This window comes from Marinovum sp. PR37 (assembly GCF_028807375.1).
In the GTDB taxonomy this organism is placed as follows: Bacteria; Pseudomonadota; Alphaproteobacteria; order Rhodobacterales; family Rhodobacteraceae; genus Marinovum; species Marinovum algicola.
Genome location: NZ_JARAML010000027.1, coordinates 1 through 17,306, shown reverse-complemented (window position 1 = coordinate 17,306; position 17,306 = coordinate 1). Strand labels below are relative to the sequence as shown.

15 protein-coding genes, 1 tRNA gene and 1 pseudogene are annotated in these 17,306 nt (G+C 67.1%); 11 read left to right on the top strand and 6 right to left on the bottom strand.

The window, feature by feature from the left end; all coding sequences use genetic code 11:
- Window positions 1-148: 148 nt before the first annotated feature.
- Together PVW49_RS19090 and hrpB are read left to right on the top strand one after the other, a co-directional pair.
- Entirely contained in the window at window positions 149-895 is a 747-nt protein-coding gene (locus PVW49_RS19090) for a DUF3108 domain-containing protein (RefSeq protein ID WP_274591301.1), read from the top strand.
- A 7-nt stretch (window positions 896-902) separates the two neighbouring features.
- The gene (gene hrpB, locus PVW49_RS19085; protein ID WP_274591300.1) at window positions 903-3,359 is read left to right on the top strand and encodes an ATP-dependent helicase HrpB; all 2,457 of its coding nucleotides are present in this window, start codon (window positions 903-905) and stop codon (window positions 3,357-3,359) included.
- A gap of 155 nt (window positions 3,360-3,514) precedes the next feature.
- Here hrpB and PVW49_RS19080 read toward each other — a convergent pair whose 3' ends face one another.
- Entirely contained in the window at window positions 3,515-4,102 is a 588-nt protein-coding gene (locus tag PVW49_RS19080) for a TetR/AcrR family transcriptional regulator (protein ID WP_074835406.1), read from the bottom strand.
- Window positions 4,103-4,201: 99 nt separating this feature from the next.
- Between PVW49_RS19080 and PVW49_RS19075 the strand changes: the two genes are divergently transcribed.
- From PVW49_RS19075 to PVW49_RS19045, 7 genes are all read left to right on the top strand, one after another.
- Window positions 4,202-4,495, top strand: coding sequence for a hypothetical protein (locus tag PVW49_RS19075; RefSeq protein ID WP_274591299.1), 294 nt, complete (start codon window positions 4,202-4,204; stop codon window positions 4,493-4,495).
- A gap of 85 nt (window positions 4,496-4,580) precedes the next feature.
- On the top strand, window positions 4,581-5,867 hold the full coding sequence (locus PVW49_RS19070; RefSeq protein WP_274564501.1) for a homoserine dehydrogenase: 1,287 nt from the start codon (window positions 4,581-4,583) through the stop codon (window positions 5,865-5,867).
- Between the two features lie 85 nt (window positions 5,868-5,952).
- Window positions 5,953-7,098 (top strand): HPP family protein, encoded by a 1,146-nt coding sequence (locus tag PVW49_RS19065; RefSeq protein ID WP_274564502.1) that lies wholly within the window; start codon window positions 5,953-5,955, stop codon window positions 7,096-7,098.
- A 111-nt stretch (window positions 7,099-7,209) separates the two neighbouring features.
- Window positions 7,210-8,172 carry a class II fructose-bisphosphatase gene (glpX, locus tag PVW49_RS19060; protein ID WP_074835411.1) on the top strand — a complete coding sequence of 321 codons (963 nt, stop codon included), beginning with the start codon at window positions 7,210-7,212 and terminating at the stop codon, window positions 8,170-8,172.
- On the top strand, window positions 8,172-8,738 hold the full coding sequence (locus tag PVW49_RS19055; RefSeq protein WP_074835413.1) for a cysteine hydrolase family protein: 567 nt from the start codon (window positions 8,172-8,174) through the stop codon (window positions 8,736-8,738). Before glpX ends, PVW49_RS19055 begins: the two co-directional genes overlap by 1 nt.
- Window positions 8,735-10,483 carry a single-stranded-DNA-specific exonuclease RecJ gene (gene recJ, locus PVW49_RS19050; protein WP_074835414.1) on the top strand — a complete coding sequence of 583 codons (1,749 nt, stop codon included), beginning with the start codon at window positions 8,735-8,737 and terminating at the stop codon, window positions 10,481-10,483. Before PVW49_RS19055 ends, recJ begins: the two co-directional genes overlap by 4 nt.
- 208 nt (window positions 10,484-10,691) lie before the next feature.
- Window positions 10,692-10,766, top strand: a tRNA-Glu gene (locus tag PVW49_RS19045).
- 201 nt (window positions 10,767-10,967) lie between these two features.
- Here PVW49_RS19045 and PVW49_RS23790 read toward each other — a convergent pair.
- The 4 genes and pseudogenes from PVW49_RS23790 to PVW49_RS19025 all read right to left on the bottom strand — a co-directional run.
- Window positions 10,968-11,387 (bottom strand): annotated as a pseudogene (locus PVW49_RS23790) (tyrosine-type recombinase/integrase); the annotation flags it as partial.
- A gap of 1,088 nt (window positions 11,388-12,475) precedes the next feature.
- Window positions 12,476-12,940, bottom strand: coding sequence for a hypothetical protein (locus PVW49_RS19035; RefSeq protein WP_274591297.1), 465 nt, complete (start codon window positions 12,938-12,940; stop codon window positions 12,476-12,478).
- Window positions 12,937-13,332 carry a hypothetical protein gene (locus PVW49_RS19030; RefSeq protein WP_274591296.1) on the bottom strand — a complete coding sequence of 132 codons (396 nt, stop codon included), beginning with the start codon at window positions 13,330-13,332 and terminating at the stop codon, window positions 12,937-12,939. The genes PVW49_RS19035 and PVW49_RS19030 overlap by 4 nt, the downstream gene beginning before the upstream one ends.
- A gap of 135 nt (window positions 13,333-13,467) precedes the next feature.
- A complete protein-coding gene (locus PVW49_RS19025) occupies window positions 13,468-13,875 on the bottom strand; it encodes a hypothetical protein (protein WP_274591295.1) in 408 nt (135 codons plus the stop codon).
- A 534-nt stretch (window positions 13,876-14,409) separates the two neighbouring features.
- Here PVW49_RS19025 and PVW49_RS19020 point away from each other — a divergent pair.
- Window positions 14,410-16,131, top strand: a complete 1,722-nt coding sequence (locus tag PVW49_RS19020; protein WP_274591294.1) for a hypothetical protein — start codon at window positions 14,410-14,412, stop codon at window positions 16,129-16,131.
- On the opposite strand, the gene PVW49_RS19015 is transcribed toward PVW49_RS19020, so the two are convergent.
- Entirely contained in the window at window positions 16,100-16,804 is a 705-nt protein-coding gene (locus PVW49_RS19015; RefSeq protein WP_274591293.1) for a DNA-binding protein, read from the bottom strand. The two genes, PVW49_RS19020 and PVW49_RS19015, sit on opposite strands and share 32 nt — an antisense overlap.
- A gap of 199 nt (window positions 16,805-17,003) precedes the next feature.
- Between PVW49_RS19015 and PVW49_RS19010 the strand changes: the two genes are divergently transcribed.
- The coding region (locus tag PVW49_RS19010; protein ID WP_274591292.1) for a site-specific DNA-methyltransferase at window positions 17,004-17,306 on the top strand (303 nt) is incomplete at its 3' end.

The window sequence follows — 17,306 nt, the reverse complement described above, 5'->3', positions numbered from 1 at the left end:
CCGCCCCGCATACGCGGGAATTCGCGCGCTGGCGGCCCGGCAGGCGGACCGGCTGGCAATTTCTGCCTCGGCTTGTACCTCTAGTCCAGAGCGGTGGCGACAATCCACCGGACAATGCATTTCCGCGCAGGACTCGGGAACACCACAGATGATCGGGCAGCATATGCGGCACAGGCTCTGTGCCCTGATAACCTTTTTCGCGCTGGGGGCCGCCTCATTCGGCGCAGGCAGCGCGACGGCAGCGCAGCCGGCCTCGGAATCCGGCAGATTCGAGGTCTATTTTGCCGGTCTCAAGGCCGGCGAGGTGCGCTTTGCAATGACCCGCGAGAACGGGCAGTACGCGGCGACGGGCCGGGTGAAATCCTCGGGCCTGATCGCCGCGATCGCCCGATTTCGCTACCGTGCCGACGTGACCGGACGGGTGAATGGCGACAGCTATGCGCCGCTGCGCTATGAAGAGAGCCTCGATACCGGGCGGCGCAGCAGCGACAAGGTGATCGCCTATCGCGGCGGCCTGCCGGTGCTGGAGGAAAGCGAAGAGCCCGACGCGCATTGGCTCGATCCGCGCAGCCAGGGCGACGCGCTCGATCCGCTGACCGCCTTCTGGCAGTTGTTGCGGGCGCGCGATGGCGACGATCTCTGCCGGCTCGACACCGTCTATTTCGACGGCGAGCGGCGCATCCGGTTGACCACCTCCGAAGACAGCCGCGCCACCGATCGGGTGGTTTGCAAGGGCCGGTATATCCGCGAAGGCGGGTTTTCCCGCAAGGCGCTGAAGGAAGGCCGGACCTTCCCCTTCGAGCTATCCTATGCGCCGGCGGCCTCGGGTCATTGGCAGGTCAGCCGGATCGACGCCAAAACTCTGCGTGGACGGGTGCTGCTCATTCGGCGATAAGGCCGGCATGACGCCCCGCCTGCCCCTTCCCATCGACGACGCGCTGCCCGAACTTCTGGCGGCGATCGCGGCCCAGGGCCGCGCCGTGCTTCAGGCGCCGCCCGGCGCCGGCAAGACCACCCGCGTGCCGCTGGCCCTGCTCGAGGCCGGGCTGGTCGACGGCCGCATCCTGATGCTCGAGCCGCGCCGGCTGGCCGCCCGCGCCGCCGCAGAACGCATGGCCGAAACCCTGGGCGAGACGGCGGGCGAGACCGTGGGCTACCGGATTCGGGGCGAGAGCCGCATCGGCAGACACACCCGCATCGAGGTGGTCACCGAAGGCATCCTGACCCGGATGATTCAAAGCGACCCGGAGCTTTCCGGCGTCGGCGCGGTGATCTTCGACGAATTCCACGAACGTTCGCTGAATGCCGATCTGGGCCTCGCGCTCTGCCTCGAGATCGCCGAGGCGTTGCGCGACGACCTGCGGCTGATCGTGATGTCGGCAACGCTTGAGGCCGCACCGGTGGCGGCCTTGATGGGGGATGTGCCGGTCATCACCTCCGAGGGCCGCTCTTTCCCGGTCGAGACCCGCTGGCTCGACCGGCCGCTGGGGCCCAAGGCGCGGATCGCCGAGGCCTGCGCCGATCTGGTGACCCGGGCGGTGGCAGAGACCGAGGGGGGCGTGCTGGTCTTTCTGCCCGGTGAGGGCGAGATCCGCCGCTGCGAGACCCTGCTGAGCGCGCGCCTGCCCGGCGACTGCCAGCTGCGGCCGCTTTATGGCGCCCTGCCCTTTGCCCGGCAGCGCGCTGCGATCCGGCCCGAGAGCCAGGGCCGCAAGGTGGTGCTGGCGACCTCGATCGCCGAGACCTCGCTGACCATCGAGGACATCCGCGTGGTGGTGGATGCCGGCCGGGCACGGCGCGCGCGCTTCGATCCCGGCTCCGGCATGTCGCGGCTGGTGACGGAAAAGGTCAGCCGCGCCGAGGCCACCCAGCGGGCGGGCCGCGCCGGCCGGGTGGCGCCGGGGGTGGCCTACCGGCTCTGGACCCGGGGCGAGGACGGTGCGCTGCCGGCCTTTGCCCCGGCCGAGATCGAGGTGGCCGACCTGGCGGGGCTGGCGCTGGAGCTGGCGCTCTGGGGCGCCAGCGCCGACGAGCTGCCTTTCCTCACCGCGCCCAACCCCGGCAGCTGGGCCGAGGCGCAGGGCCTCTTGCGGATGCTGGGCGCGCTTGATGCCGGCAACCGGATCACCGCGCATGGCCGCCGGCTGGCGGCGCTGCCGCTGCATCCGCGGCTGGCGCATATGCTGGCCGAGGCCGGGCCCGAGGCGGCGGCGCTGGCGGCGCTGCTGGCCGACCGCGATCCGCTGCGCGGCGCGCCGGTGGACCTGGCCCTCAGGCTCGAGGCGCTGCGCGATCCGCGCGGCTTCCGCCAGCACCGGCCCTACGAGCTGCACCGCCCGGCGCTCGACCGCATCAACCAGGAGGCGAAGCGCCTGACCCGTGCCGCGGGGCGCGGCCCTGCGGGCGCGCTGAGCGCCGCGCAGATGGCGGCGCTGGCCTATCCCGACCGCATCGGGCTGCGCCGCAAGGGGGACGCGCCGCGCTACGTGCTGTCGGGCGGCAAGGGGGCGGTGATGGAACCCGCCGATCCGCTGGCCGGCCAGCGGCTGATCGTGGTGACCGACACCGACGGCAACCCGCGCGAGGCCCGCATCCGCCAGGCCATCGCCATCTCCGAGGCGGAGATCCGCGCGCTCTTTGCCGATCAGATCGCCTGGGTCGATCTCTGCGACTGGTCGAAACGCGAGCGCCGGGTGGTGGCGCGACAGCAGGAGCGGCTGGGGCAGATCGCGCTTCAGGACCGGATCTGGAGTGATGCACCGGAGGACCGGGTGGCCCGCGCCATGCTCGACGGGGTGCGCGAGCTGGGGCTGAAGATGAGTAAGGGCGCGACCCGGCTGGTGGCCCGGATCGAGGTGGCGCGCGATGGCGGCGTCGATCTGCCGGATGTCTCCGAAGCGGCACTGCTGGCGGAGCTCGAGGAATGGCTGCTGCCCTATGTCACCGGCCTCCGGACGGCGGAGCAATGGAAGGGATTCGATCCGCATGATGCCCTGGTGGCACGGCTCTCCTGGGATCAGATCCAGGCGCTCGACCGGGCGGTGCCCGCCGCATTCGTGACGCCGCTGGGCCGGAAGATCCCGATCGATTATTCCGGCGCCCACCCCGAGATCACCCTGCGGCTGCAAGAGATGTTCGGCCAGACCCGCCATCCGACGGTGGCTGGCCAGCCGCTGCGCGTCACCCTGCTGTCGCCGGCGCACCGCCCGGTGCAGACCACGATGGACATACCCGGTTTCTGGGACAGCTCTTATGCCGATGTCCGCCGCGACATGCGCGGCCGCTATCCGCGCCATCCCTGGCCGGAGGATCCGCGCGAGGCCGATCCCACCCTGCGCGCGAAACGGCGCGGCAGCTGACATCGCGCCTCGGGGCTGGCGGCGAGGTCCCGGGGCAGGTTCGGGACGCGGGCGATGGGACAGGAAAGCGCACGGCCTATGGGGGCGCTGCCCCCGTCGCGGCAGGCCGCGACTCCCCCGCGGTATTTTCGGCAAGAGGAAAGTGCAGGGGCGGCTCAGGCGCCAACCGCGCGGCGCACCATGTCCCAGTAGATCTGTTGCACCTCGTCCAGCGACAGCCGGCCGCCGGCGCGGTACCAGGTATTGACCCCGGTGAGCATGGCGATCACCGCCAGCGTGGCGATCTTGGGATCGGGCACCTCGAAGCAGCCTTGGGCGACGCCGGCGCGCAGGATCGCCTCGAGCTCGTCCTCATAGGCGCGGCGCTGCTTCTCGATCACCGCGAAATTCTCGGGGGCGAGGTTGCGCAGTTCCATGTAGGAGATGAAGATCGCCTCCGGCCGCTCGATGTTGAAGCGGATGTGGAAGCGGGTGAACCGGGCGAGGCTTTCGACCGGATCCCGCGCCGTCGGTTCGGCCGCCCAGGCGGCCAGCAGATCGTCCATGTGCCCCTTGAGCAGCGAGAACAGCAGGCTTTGCTTGTCGGGGGTGTAATTGTAGAGCGCCCCGGCCTGGACCCCGACTTCGCCGGCGATCTGGCGCATCGAGACGGCGGCAAAGCCGTGCCGGGCAAAAAGCCGCAGCGCCGCGTCGCGGACCTTGGGGCCGGTGATGTCGGAATGCGAGCCTTGGGTGCGTGCCATGGCGCCACAATGAACTGAACAAACGTTCAGATCAATCACCAATCCTTGCCCTCCCGCCGCCGATGCGGCATGAGGAAGGGAGCAATTTGCGGAGCCCTCATGCGCCTGATCCGGTTAAGTTTCTGCCTGAGCCTGGCGGCCTGTACCCAGTTTCCCGAACTGGCCGACAGCGAGGGCCCGGCGGTTGACGCCGCGTCCTATCCCCGGTTGCTCAGCGTCGAGGAACTGGCCGCCGTGCCGGAGGCCACCACCTCGACCGCCCTGGCCGAAGGTCTGCTGTCGCGCATTCGGGGGCTCGAAGCGCGCACCGCGCGGCTGCGCCGTCCGGTGATCGACCGGGGCACCCGGGCGCGCATGGCCCGGGGCGTCGGCGAGATCGTCCTGCCCGAATAGACGGCAGGGCGCATCCTTGCCGTTGCACCCTGCCGCACTTGGCGATACATCGCGCGAAACGCCTGATCTTGCCGGAGGACCCCCCATGACCACACCCCTACGCCTTGGTATCGCCGGGCTTGGCACGGTCGGCACCGGCACGGTCAAGATCGTCCGGCAGAAGGCCCATCTTCTGGCCGTGCGCGCCGGGCGTCCGATCGAGATCAGCGCCGTCTCGGCCCGCACCCGCGACAAGGATCGCGGCGTGAACCTCGCGGCCTACGATTGGGAAGACGATCCCGTGGCCCTGGCCAAGCGCGATGACGTGGATGTCTTTGTCGAGCTGATGGGCGGCTCGGACGGGCCGGCCAAGGCCGCGACCGAGGCGGCGCTCAAGGCCGGCAAGGACGTGGTCACCGCCAACAAGGCGATGCTGGCGCTGCATGGCCAGGAGCTGGCGCAGCTGGCCGAGGACCATGGCGCGGTTCTGCGCTTCGAGGCGGCGGTCGCCGGCGGCATCCCGGTGATCAAATCGCTTACCGAGGGGCTCGCCGGAAACGAGGTGACCCGCGTGCTGGGCGTGATGAACGGCACCTGCAACTACATCCTGACCCGGATGGAAAGCGCCGGCCTGCCCTATGACACGGTCTTTGAAGAGGCCAACCAGTTGGGCTTTCTCGAGGCCGATCCCGAGTTGGACGTCGGCGGCATCGACGCGGGCCACAAGCTGGCGCTGCTGTCGTCGATCGCCTTTGGCACCCAGGTGAATTTCGCCGGGGTCGAGCTGGAGGGCATCGGTCGCATCCTGATCGAGGACATCCGCGCCGCCGCCGACATGGGCTATCGCATCAAGCTTCTGGGCGTGGCACAGATGACCGGCCGCGGGCTGGAGCAGCGGATGTCGCCCTGCCTGGTGCCGGCCGCCTCGCCGCTGGGGCAGCTCGAGGGCGGCACCAACATGGTGGTGATCGAAGGCGACGCCGTCGATCAGGTGGTGCTGCGCGGGCCGGGGGCCGGCGAAGGCCCGACCGCCAGCGCGGTGATGGGCGACGTGATGGACATCGCACGCGGGCTGCGGGTCACGACCTTCGGTCAGCCGGCAAAGACCCTCTCCGAGGCGCAGCCGGCACAGAGCGCCGCGCCCGCGCCCTATTACCTGCGGATGACCCTGCGCGACAGGCCGGGCGCCCTGGCCAAGGTGGCGACGCTGCTCGGCGCCTCCGGAATCTCGATCGACCGGATGCGGCAATACGATCACGCCGACGAGGCCGCGCCGGTGCTGATCGTGACCCACAAGACCCAGCGCTCGGCATTGAACGAGGCGCTGGATGCCATCGGCACGACCGATGTGGTGCTGGGCGATCCGGTGGCGCTGCGCATCGAAGAGGTCTGACGACGGGGCGCTGCGCGAATTGCGCGATGCTTGAACTTCGGGGGGTTTGCTGAAATTTTGCGCGCAGTCGCAAAAGGGGCCCGTCTTGCACATTCTGCGTTCTCTTGGCCCTGCCGTGGCCGGCCCCGCGCCCGGTGAGGCGCTGCGCGCCGGGGTCGGCGCCTTTGCGGGCCTTGCCCTCGTCGGGCTGTTCCTGCTCTCGCCGGTGGTCGATCTCGAACTCGGGCTTTATCTGGTTGCGCCTTTCGGGGCTTCCTCGGTGCTGCTGTTCGCAGTGCCCAACAGCCCGCTGGCGCAGCCCTGGTCGGCCATCGTCGGCAATACCCTGGCGGCGCTGGTGGGGGTCACGGTGGCGCTGCTGCTGCCCGAGTCCGCGCTGCGTATCGCGCTTGCGGTCGGGCTGGCGGTGACGGTGACGATCCTGTGCCGCGCGGTACATCCGCCGGCCGGCGCGGTGGCGATGACGGCGGCGATGAGCCCCGAGGCGGTCGAACGCCTGGGCTTCTGGTTTGCGCTGGCGCCGATCGCCCTCGGCACGGCGGCGCTGGTGGCCCTGGCGGCGGTCTATGCCCGGCTGACCGGGCGCCACTATCCGCTGCGGCAATTCGACGACCCCGGCCACCATGGCACCGAGGATGCCGATCCGGTCGAGCGACTGGGGCTGTCCGAGGAAGAGCTGGCGGCGATCCTCGAGCGTTATCGCCAATCCCTCAACCTCGGGGTCGAGGATCTGGCCCGGCTGATCGGCGCCGCCGAGCTTCAGGCGGCGTCCCATCGCACCGGGCCGCTCGCGGCTGCCGACATCATGTCGCGCGATCTGGTCACCGTGACGCCCGAGACCCCGCTGACCGAGGTGGCGCGTCTCTTTGCCCGGCACCGTTTCACCGCCCTGCCGGTGGTCGGGCCCGGGGCGCGGTTTCTGGGGGTGATCTTTCAGATCCACCTGATCACCCGCGCCCGCGAGGACGCCCTGCGCCTCGACCGGGGCTTCGGGCCGGCGCTGAAACGGCTGCTCGACCGCGACCGCGACCGGCCGGTGGCGGCCGCCGAGATCATGTCGGTTGCCGGGCCGCGCGCCACCGCCGAAACCCCGATCGCCGCGCTGATGCCGATGATGGCTGGCGCGGGGATCGATGCGGTGCCGGTCCTGGACCGTGGCCGGATCATCGGCATCGTCACCCGCACCGATTTCATGGCGGCGCTGGCCCGGCACACGGTGCGCGCGCCCTGAGCGGCCGGAAATGCGCCGCCCCGCGCGCCCGGCACGCCGCAACCCACTTGCGGCCCCGTCCCCGCACAAGGTAGTCAGAGGCCGACGCTTCTGTTGCAAAGGATTTCGCCGATGGCTCCCAAGGATTTCAACGACCGCATGCTGTCTCTGGGCCTCGCCCGGGTGGCCGAACAGGCCGCCATCGCCAGCGCCAAGCTGATTGGCCGCGGGGACGAGAAAGCCGCCGACCAGGCCGCCGTCAACGCGATGCGCGATCAGCTCAACCAGCTCGACATCCAGGGCACGGTGGTGATCGGCGAAGGCGAACGCGACGAGGCGCCGATGCTGTTCATCGGCGAAGAGGTCGGCACCGGCAAGGGCCCGGCGGTGGACATCGCGCTCGACCCGCTGGAAGGCACCACGCTGACCGCCAAGGACATGCCCAACGCCCTGACCGTGATCGCCATGGGTCCGCGCGACTCGATGCTGCATGCGCCCGATGTCTACATGGACAAGCTGGCAATCGGCCCCGGCTTCAAACCCGGCGTGGTGACGCTGAGCATGAGCCCCTCCGAGCGGGTCTCGGCGCTGGCCGCCGCCAAGGGCTGTTCCACCACCGACATCACCGTCTGCGTGCTGGAGCGTCCGCGCCATGAAGAGATGATCGCCGAGCTGCGCGCCACCGGCTGCGCGATCCGGTTGATCACCGACGGCGACGTCGCCGGTGTCATGCATTGCGCCGAACCTGAACTGACCGGCATTGACATGTACATGGGCTCTGGCGGCGCCCCCGAGGGCGTGCTGGCCGCGGCGGCGCTGAAATGCATGGGCGGGCAGATCTATGGCAAGCTGATGTTCCGCAACGACGATGAAAAAGGCCGCGCCACGAAGGCCGGGATCACCAACTTCGACCGGGTCTACACCCGCGACGACATGGTGACCGACCATGTGATCTTTGCCGCAACCGGCGTCACCTCGGGCTCGCTGCTGCCGGGGCTCAAGCGCACGCCGGGCTGGACCACCGCCGAGACGCTGCTGATGCGGTCCAAGACCGGATCGGTGCGCCGCATGATCTATCGTCACCCGGAAGAGTGATGGCGGCAACCGCCCTTGTGATGATCGACTTCCAGGCCGGGTTTCGCGATCCGGCCTGGGGGGCGCGCAACAACCCCGACGCAGAGGCCCAGGCCCTGCGGCTGGCGGATCACGCGCGCGCGCAGGGCTGGCCCCTGCATATGGTGCGCCATCTCAGCACCACCCCCGGCAGTCCGCTGCACCCCGAAACCGGCGATATCGCCTTTCTGCCCGGGTTCGCCCCGCTGGCCGGCGAGGCGCAGCACGAGAAATCGGTCAATTCCGCTTTCATCGGCACCGGGCTCGAGACCGGCCTCCGCGCGCAGGGCGTGACGCATCTGGTGATCTGCGGGCTGACCACGCCGCATTGCGTCTCGACCTCCTGCCGCATGGCCGCCAACCTCGACTTCGCGGTGACGCTGGCGCATGACGCCTGCGCCGCCTTTGCCGGCAATGCCGACACCTCGTGGCGGGCGGGCCTTGTCGCGCCCGACCCCGAGGCGATCCACGACGCCGCCATCAGCCATCTGCATGGCGAGTTCGTCACCGCCCGCAGCACCGCCGAAATCACCGGGGGCGCCGGATGACCGCATTCCTGAATGTCGAGCGCTCGCTTACCGGCCGCCGCTGGATCGGCCCCGGCCTGGCCGTCGAACGCCAGGCCGATCTGCTGGAGCAGGCCACCGCCCTGCCCCGCGCTCTGGCGCAGGTGCTGGCGCGCCGCGGGGTCGAGGCCGCCGAGGCCCAGGCCTTTCTCGAACCGAAGCTGCGCGATCTTCTGCCCGACCCGCGCCAGATGCGCGACATGGACAAGGCCGCGGCGCGCCTGCTGCGGGCGCTGAAGGCCGGCGAACGCATTGCGATCTTTGCCGATTACGACGTTGACGGCGGATCTTCCGCGGCGCTGCTCATCGCCTGGCTGCGGCATTTCGGGCGGCAGGCGACGCTTTACGTGCCGGACCGGATCGACGAGGGCTATGGCCCCAATGAACCGGCAATGGCCGCCCTGGCGCGCGACCATGACCTGATCCTCTGCGTCGATTGCGGCACGCTCTCGCACGGGCCGATCGCCGCCGCCCGGGGCGCTGACGTCGTGGTGCTCGACCATCACCTCGGGGGCGAGACCCTGCCCGATGCGGTGGCGGTGGTGAACCCCAACCGCCAGGACGAGGATGGCGCCCTGGGCCATCTCTGCGCCGCCGCCGTGGTCTTTCTCTGCCTGGTCGAAGCCGGGCGACAGCTGCGCGAGGCCGGCGAGCGCGGGCCCGACCTGATGGCGCTGCTCGATCTGGTGGCGCTGGCCACCGTGGCCGATGTGGCACCGCTGACCGGGGTCAACCGGGCGCTGGTGCGCCAGGGGCTCAAGGTCATGGCGGGCCGGCAGAGGACCGGGTTGGTGGCGCTCTGCGATGCCGCCCGGCTCGACTGTGCCCCGGCCGCCTATCACCTGGGATATGTGCTGGGCCCGCGCGTGAATGCCGGCGGCCGCATCGGCAAGGCCGATCTGGGCGCCCGGCTCCTGTCCACCGACAATGCGGCCGAGGCCCGCGCCATGGCCGACCGGCTGGAAGAGCTGAACGCCGACCGCCGCGAGATCGAGGCGGCAGTGCGCGCCGCCGCGCTGGCCCAGGCCGAGGAACGTGGCCTCGATGCGCCGCTGGTCTGGGCCGCCGGCGAAGGCTGGCACCCGGGCGTCGTGGGCATCGTCGCCTCGCGGCTGAAAGAGCTGACCAACCGTCCGGCCATCGTGATCGGCTTTGACGGTGACGAGGGCAAGGGCTCGGGCCGTTCGGTGGCCGGCGTCGACCTCGGCGTCTCGATTCAGAAACTTGCCGCCGAAGGCCACCTGACCAAGGGCGGCGGCCACCGCATGGCGGCCGGCCTCAGCCTGACCCGCGCGCAGCTCGCGCCGGCGATGGAGCGCCTGTCCGAGCTGCTCGCCCGCCAGGGCGCCGGCGACGCGGGCCCGGCCGATCTGCGCTGTGACGGCGCGTTGATGCCCGGTGCGGCGACGGCCGAACTGGTGACCCGGCTGGAAGACGCCGGCCCCTATGGCGCCTCGGCCCCGGCCCCGCGCTTTGCCTTTCCCGACATGGCGATCCGCTTTGCCAAACGCGCCGGCGAGAGCCACCTGCGGCTGAGCTTTTCCGACGGGCTGACGCCGCCCCTCGACGCCATCGCCTTTGGCGCCTTCGACGGCCCGCTGGGCCAGACCCTGCTCGACCACGGCGGCGCACGGTTTCATCTGGCGGGCAAGCTCGACATCAACACCTGGGGCGGCCGTCAGAAAGTGCAGCTGCGCCTCGACGACGCGGCCCGCGCCACCGGGTGATTCCGCGCCTGTGGATCGTTTTCCGCAGAATCCCCGCCTCTCAAGTGAAGGATATCAAAGGCTTACCCGCCGCTGCGCTGCGCCGAAAAAAATCGCACCCGCGCGGGATTTTTTTCATTTTTCCGCTTGCGCAATCCCACCGCATTACTTAGAACCCGCCTCACGCCGCAGGGTTGGCCACACCGCCCACCCCGCAGCGACACAGAGTGGCCCGTTCGTCTATCGGTTAGGACGCCAGGTTTTCAACCTGGAAAGAGGGGTTCGATTCCCCTACGGGCTGCCACTTTTCCTTAAAATCCCTTGGTTTATTGACTCCGTGCCCCCCGTGTGTCCCACGTTCCGGGGGCCGTGGGACACCTTGCACCCGCTTGGCCTCTTCGACGCGGTCGAAGCTGGCCTCCGCAAGGCGCTTGCGGTCGATGTCGCGGACATACGGCGCCGACGACTTGAAGTCCGAGTGCGACAGCCTGGCGGCGATCTCATAGACGTTCGCTCCGGACTCCGCGAGCTCGTGCGCCGTCGCCTTCCGCACCCCGTGCTGCGAGCGCGTGGATCGCATCTCCTTCCCGGTTATGCCTGTCTTCTTATCGACAACTTCCACCTCTTTCGACAAGCCAGCCTGCACGCACCATTTCGCGATCCTGTTGCCCAGGCTCTTCTTTGATGCGAAGCGCGACCCCTTAGTGCTGAACAAGAAGGCGTCAGCGTGCCACTCTCCAACATCAAGTTCTTCGACCAACTCAAGCATCATCGGGACCTCGACGTATTTCGATCCCTTCTTTTCGGGCTGCCAGCCGATGTATGCACGGCCATTACGCAGCTTGATGTTCTGCGGCCCAAGCTGGTGAGTGTCGCCAATCCGACCGGCTGTGTTCTTGGCCAGGTAGAACCAGCGACGGGCCATGGTGCCGCGCCCGTGCCGGGCGAGGAACTTCGCCTCGTCCTCAGAGGTCCAAGCGATCGCACCGCCCTTCTCGACGTGGTTGCTCTTCACCCGAAAGACGGGGCTGTCCTCGGGATAGCCTTTTTCTTCTCCCCACTTGTAGAGCGCCCGCAAGGCCTTCAGGCAGGTGTGCCCCGCCCCAGTGAAGACGCCAAAGGAGTCGCGGATATGCGCGAAAGCCGCCTTCGGAAGGTCCGGGGAAAGCTCGCCCATGCGAACCTTCTTGTTGGGCGCGAGGCAATCGCAGGCCTGGCGCAGCCCCGTCATTCGGCTCGTCATCGTTGCTTTCGTGAGATTCCCGGCGTCTACCTGCACCTTGAGCCATCCCTCGTATTCAGCGACCATCGCGTCGAGTGAGCCCTTTCGGGGTATCCGAACCTTCTTCGGCTCCAGCCGCTGCCCGGCGCGTGCCGCGAAGTAATGATCCTCGAAATCTTCGTGCTCGGGATCGACTGCCAAAGTGATCTTCTTGGTCTTTTGGCCGTCAACACGAACACGCCAGCGGGTATGTCCCGCCGGCGTCTTCTCCTCGCACAAGCCTGGATAGCTCTTCGTCAGGTGCATACTGCTTCATCCCATGTCATCGCACTGTCATGTCCGTCGTCGGAAGGTTTCGAAGGCACCTTCGGTGCTTCGCCTTGATTTCCCACTACATCGACGCAGAAGGACCCATCGGCGTTTACCCGCACTGCGCCCGGCTGTAGGCCAGCTGCGATCATTGCATGGATCACGTTCGATACCGAGGATTTAGAGGGCTGAGCAGCGGGCATTGGTCTTCACTTCCTTTGACGGAAGAAGAGTGGGTTGATCGCATTCGATCGAGTCGCAGGAATCCGAAGAAAAATTTCATACGAGGCACGTATTACCTCCAAGCCATTGATCCGAATAGAAACTTTTCTCGGCTCGTTGCCTCGATTCTGGTCAATCGGCGTATTGGCTGGCGCAGCAGAAGGATTGGAGGCCAACACGCCTGCCCATGGTGATCCTTCCATGGACACGGGTCATTCGACCCTCAAGGCACGGCGCCCCAGGCAGGGGCGCCGTGATGCTCATCCGTCGATCATGTTCTCCGCAACGCGCGCCGCGCCGGCGGCGCTGAGTGCTGTGGCGACGAGATCGCAGAGCAGATCGAGTTCGCCGATGGCGGCAGCGAGAGGCTGTGCGCCGGGCTCGCGAAAGATGCTCTCGTAGCCGCCGCGAACGTGGTGCTCGTCTCCATGGAAGTAGACGTGCGTGCGGTCTTTGACCTCCCCGTCCAGCCGCTCGATGAGCGTCCTGAGATCGCGTGCGAAGTCGTGGTGGAAGATGTCACGACGGGCGATCTTGGTAGCGATCATGGCCGGGAACGCGCGCTGCGCAGGTGGCAGCTCCGGGATGACGGTGTCGTAGAGTTCGCCGGCAGCCGCATCGGCCTGCAACAGCGCCGCAGTGACGATCCCCGTGATCAGGTTGGGCGTCATCTCGAGGCCGTCGACGAGGGCAGCGAAGCGGGGCAGCGTGACGGGCCGGCTCATGCCGGCACCCCAGGGGCAACCGTCTCGGACGCTTCCTGGCAATATACTTCAACCGCTTCGGCGAGACCGTCTGCGAGGGCGCAGATTTCCTCAACAACCGGCTCGGTGGGGTCCAGCGCCGCGAAGCATGCGGCTTCGATCCGATGCGGCTCATGCACATGCTTTAGCATGAGAAGGCCGACGAGATCGTCGAGCGCGCGCATCGTGCGTTCCGTCGGACGGCCGGGGACGGCCAGACCGTCGAGCGCCGTCAGAACGGTGCGGACGGCCGGGGCCGCACCCAGCAAAGCGGCGGCGCTGACGAGCGCATCAGCGTTTTCGCCAACGAAGGACCGCAGGTCATGAAGGGCCTGCGACGGTTCGGCGATGATGGTGTCGGTAAAATCGAACATGATGTCTCCTGGTTTTTCGGAGTGTCCGGCTCGAGGCCGGGTCAAGTTCGTTCGACTTCCTGTTTTCTCGAGCTGCGGCTCCCCTGAACTTGGCTCTCGCAAGGAGGAGCCAAGATCAGGGAGATGCCGCGCTGTTTACGATATCGCTTTCCATAAGATCGCATTGCTGAGTCCTGCGTTGCACGAAGTGCCGGTCGCCAACAGGCCAGGGCCCGACGGTGCGGACGTCAGATCCATTTGCTTCCTCATTTCCTCGGCGACCAGCATGCGTTCGTGGTTCGACATCCGGCCAAGGACGCCGAACAATTCGATCAGCGCCGTCGTGAAGATCTCGGCGACCTCATCGCTGCTACCTGGCTCAGTGGGCGTCATGGCGCCCAAAAAGACGTTCCCACAGTAGACTTCGATGTCCCGCGTATTGATGCACTGGATGATCGTCAGATAGGGGCCGGCCCGGGACCTACGCCTGGGGCTTCTTGACCTCTCCGTCTCATTTGGGCTGACCACTGGGTCGTTTTCGCCAACGGTTGGTCGATCTGTCATGGCAAACCTCCTATCGCCAATCTCCTGCCGTAAGAGGAGATGGGCGATGGGAGGTTCAGGTAGGGCACGAACACCTCGATCATACGCTTCGCCACGCGGTCTTGTCGAAGCAGCCGGGCGTGATGGGAGAGGTCGAGGAGAGGGCCTGCCCTCTCTTCGCCGGCCGTGGGGAGCGGCGAGCAGGTGGGGGCCGCGGGGGAGGAGTGCGGAACGACGCTCCCCCGCGCCGTCGGAGACGCCAGGGGGTTTCGAGGGGGAGTGGCGAACGATGCCCCTCGAGCCGCCGGAAGGCGCCGGAGTGCAGGGGTGGCGAACGCCCTGCCGCCGTCCGCGCAGGACCGCCTCCCCGGCGCGAGGGGCCCTCGGAGAGCCGGCGCGTATTCAGGCCCGAAGGGGCGTCTCGGAATACGCATAGTCGGTCTCTATGAGTATTGCGCCGGGTTCCCGGCGAGCGTCACCGACCGTTTTTCTGCACCAGCAGGTCTTACCTATGTCCCTTCTGCTTCAATCAAAATCAGGAGGCGGAGCGCAGCGATGCAGGGATATCAATTTGCCCACATGGAGACCTATTCGGTCAAGGGCGCGCCGGGCGCCGGGCCGGACGCGACCGCGAAGAAGAAGAACGGTCAGAAGGCCTGGACCGCACGGGAGATACTGGACGAGGCCGAGAGGAAGGAGATGGCATCGATGCACGTCGGCGAAGGCGGGCCGGCGCCGGAGATCATGGAGGGCGAAGTTTCAAGCTTCGACGCATTGCGGGATGCGCACTCCGCCGCCGCTGCCAGGAAGGAGAGCTTCCGGTATACGAAGAAGGATGGCACCGTTCAGACGCGTCGGCGAAAGCTCCGCGCCGATGCGCCCACCTTGCACACGACGATCGTCTCTATCCCGGTTACGTCCATGGATGCTCTTGCCGATCCCGCTCTGCTCGAGAAGTGTCGGGGGCTACTTCGGAAGGCGATGGAGGATGAGCGCAGGCGCCTGGAGCTGCTCGGCGGGAAGATGATGATTGGCGTGATCCACCTCGACGAGCGTATGGTCCACGCCCACTTTTACGCTCTCGACCCCGCGCGTGGGCGGGTCGACCACCTTCACCCCGGCAAGGCTGCCAAGGCCGAGTTCCATCTGGAACACAAGGATAGCCAGGAGGACCCGAAGGACGTCCGGAAAGCCGGCAACCGCGCCTACTGCGATGCCATGCGTGCCTGGCAGGATAGCATCCACGAGAACGTTTTCAGCCCGGCCGGCCTCCTTCGCATCGGCCCCCGTGCGGCCCGGTTGTCCACCCCCGAATACAACAAGCTCAAGGCGACTAAGGAGCAACAGGCGAAGGAGGCGGCGCGCAGCGCCACGCTGGCTGCGCAGATCGGGCGCCAGGAGGACCAGATCCGCAGGATGCTCCGAGAGGCCGGGGCAGCGGCACAGGACCTCACGCGTCAGTCGGTCGAACTCCAGACCGACAAAGTAGAGGTTCTGGTCCAAGCGAGTGAGGCGGCGATCACCAAAGCCAAGGCCGAGGTAGAAATCGAACATGGGACGCGACAGGCAGCGGACGCCGAGGCGCTCAAGAAGGCCATGCTCCGCGGCTGGGATGCTGTCGAGAACCGCGAGGTGGATTATCAGGAGAAGACCAAGGAGGAGCGGGAGGGCCTGAAGTTCGGACCGAATGCCCCGAAGGAGAGGTGCGACCGCGCTTCACTGATCGATGCTATCCGCCCCGCCTATGATTTCGTGGTCGACATTGCCAAACGTGCCTTCGGCCGGCGCAAGGAGGAGGATGCACGCGAGGCAACGCGCCGTAAGGAGGAGGCAGAGCTGCGGCGCCGCGCGGCCGTTGTCGCCGAGGAGTTGGAGCGCAGTCAGCAGGCTGTTCCGGAGGCTCTGCGCGAATTCGCGAATGCCGAGGCGGCGACCTACAGCGAGTCCAGCTTTCCTGAGGCCTGGGCGATTTCCCCGGGGGCTGATCCCAAAGAGATTGGGGAGCGCCTCAACGCCACGACCAATCTGGACCTGCGTGCGGCCTACATGGCGACACGCGACGCCGTTCGGTTGCTGGAAGAAGAAGCTCCGTTACGTGCGAGGTTCGCGATCGGTGTGCAGGTGCTGGAAGCCGGAGCTGCGCAACGAGGCTTCAACCTTGAGACGGGCCGTCAAGATATCTCGAAGGCACTGAGCCCCGACCTGGCCGCGCTGCACCGCGACCAGCTCGAGGAGGGACCGAAGGTCATTCGGAAGAATCGGACCCGGGTTCGGTAGAGATACCGGGAACCGGGAGGTTTCCGGTTTCAGGGACGTCAGGCTTGCGCGCACGACGAGAAGACTTCTTCGCCGCCGCTTCGCCCATGAAATCTGCTTTGTCCGCCTCGGAGCTCTTACGTGATGCCAGCATGACAAAAATTTCTTCACGCTCGGCCAGCCGGGCATGTGCAGCGGCGAGGTCCGTGGTTGTCGCCTCGATCCGCGCTTGGAGCTCGACGCATACGGCCTCCGCGGTCGCGGCGCGCGCCGCTTGTGTGTCTCGGTCCGCCTCGAGCGTCTCGATGACTTCCTGCATCTCCCTGATTTCCTCGCGGTGGCTCTCGTCCTTCGCGGCTTGCGCTCGGCGCAGGTTCACGATCTCGTCGTTCTGGAGGTCACGTGTGCGGGTCCATAGGTCCTTGAGCATCTGTTCGTGCGCAAGACGTAACTCCTCGGGCATCTCGGGCATGTTGGCCAGTTTGGTCTCGATCGCCATCAGGCGGGATTTGACCATACGCGCGGCCGGACCGAGACGCGTGAAGGAGGTTTGCACCTTCTCGTTGATTTCGTTGTAAGTCGGCATTTTCCCGTCGTTCTGGGCCATGAGGGCCAGAATGGCGCTCTCGGTGCGACGCAGCAGATCAGGGTCGATCTCGGCCGCGGGATTGAAGGACTTCTCGTGCTTGGACATCTGTCGTCTCCGGCTGGGGTGTAATATTCGGTAGCGATATTACCGAGTATTACCGCCCCACCACGGGACGGCAGAAAGGATGTCGGTCGACCACGATGGGAGGAAAAGCGGTTCCGAGCCCTTTCATCAAGAAAACCCGTTGTCGGCGGCGAATTCAGCAAGTTTGGCGGAAACTCCAGAATTCCAATAAGGAACCAGTATGCCTTCCATCCTTGCCGCTTTGAAAGATGTCCTTGCCGGGCTGCCGGACCTCGTGAACGAAGAGGGAGTGATTATCCGTTCCCGCGTTGAGGATCGTGCGCTGAACATGCAGCCGGATCTACTGGGCGCGCTGGCAGATAATGACAGTCTCCGAGAAGCCTTTTTCGAAGAGGTCGGTGGAACGCTCATCTTCGACAAGGTGCGGTTCATGCAGACCGTGACAATGCGAGACTTCTTGCCTGACAGCTTTACCGCCTTTGACCTGCCACGGAACTTTCATCCAACCGCGACCGGAGCCCGG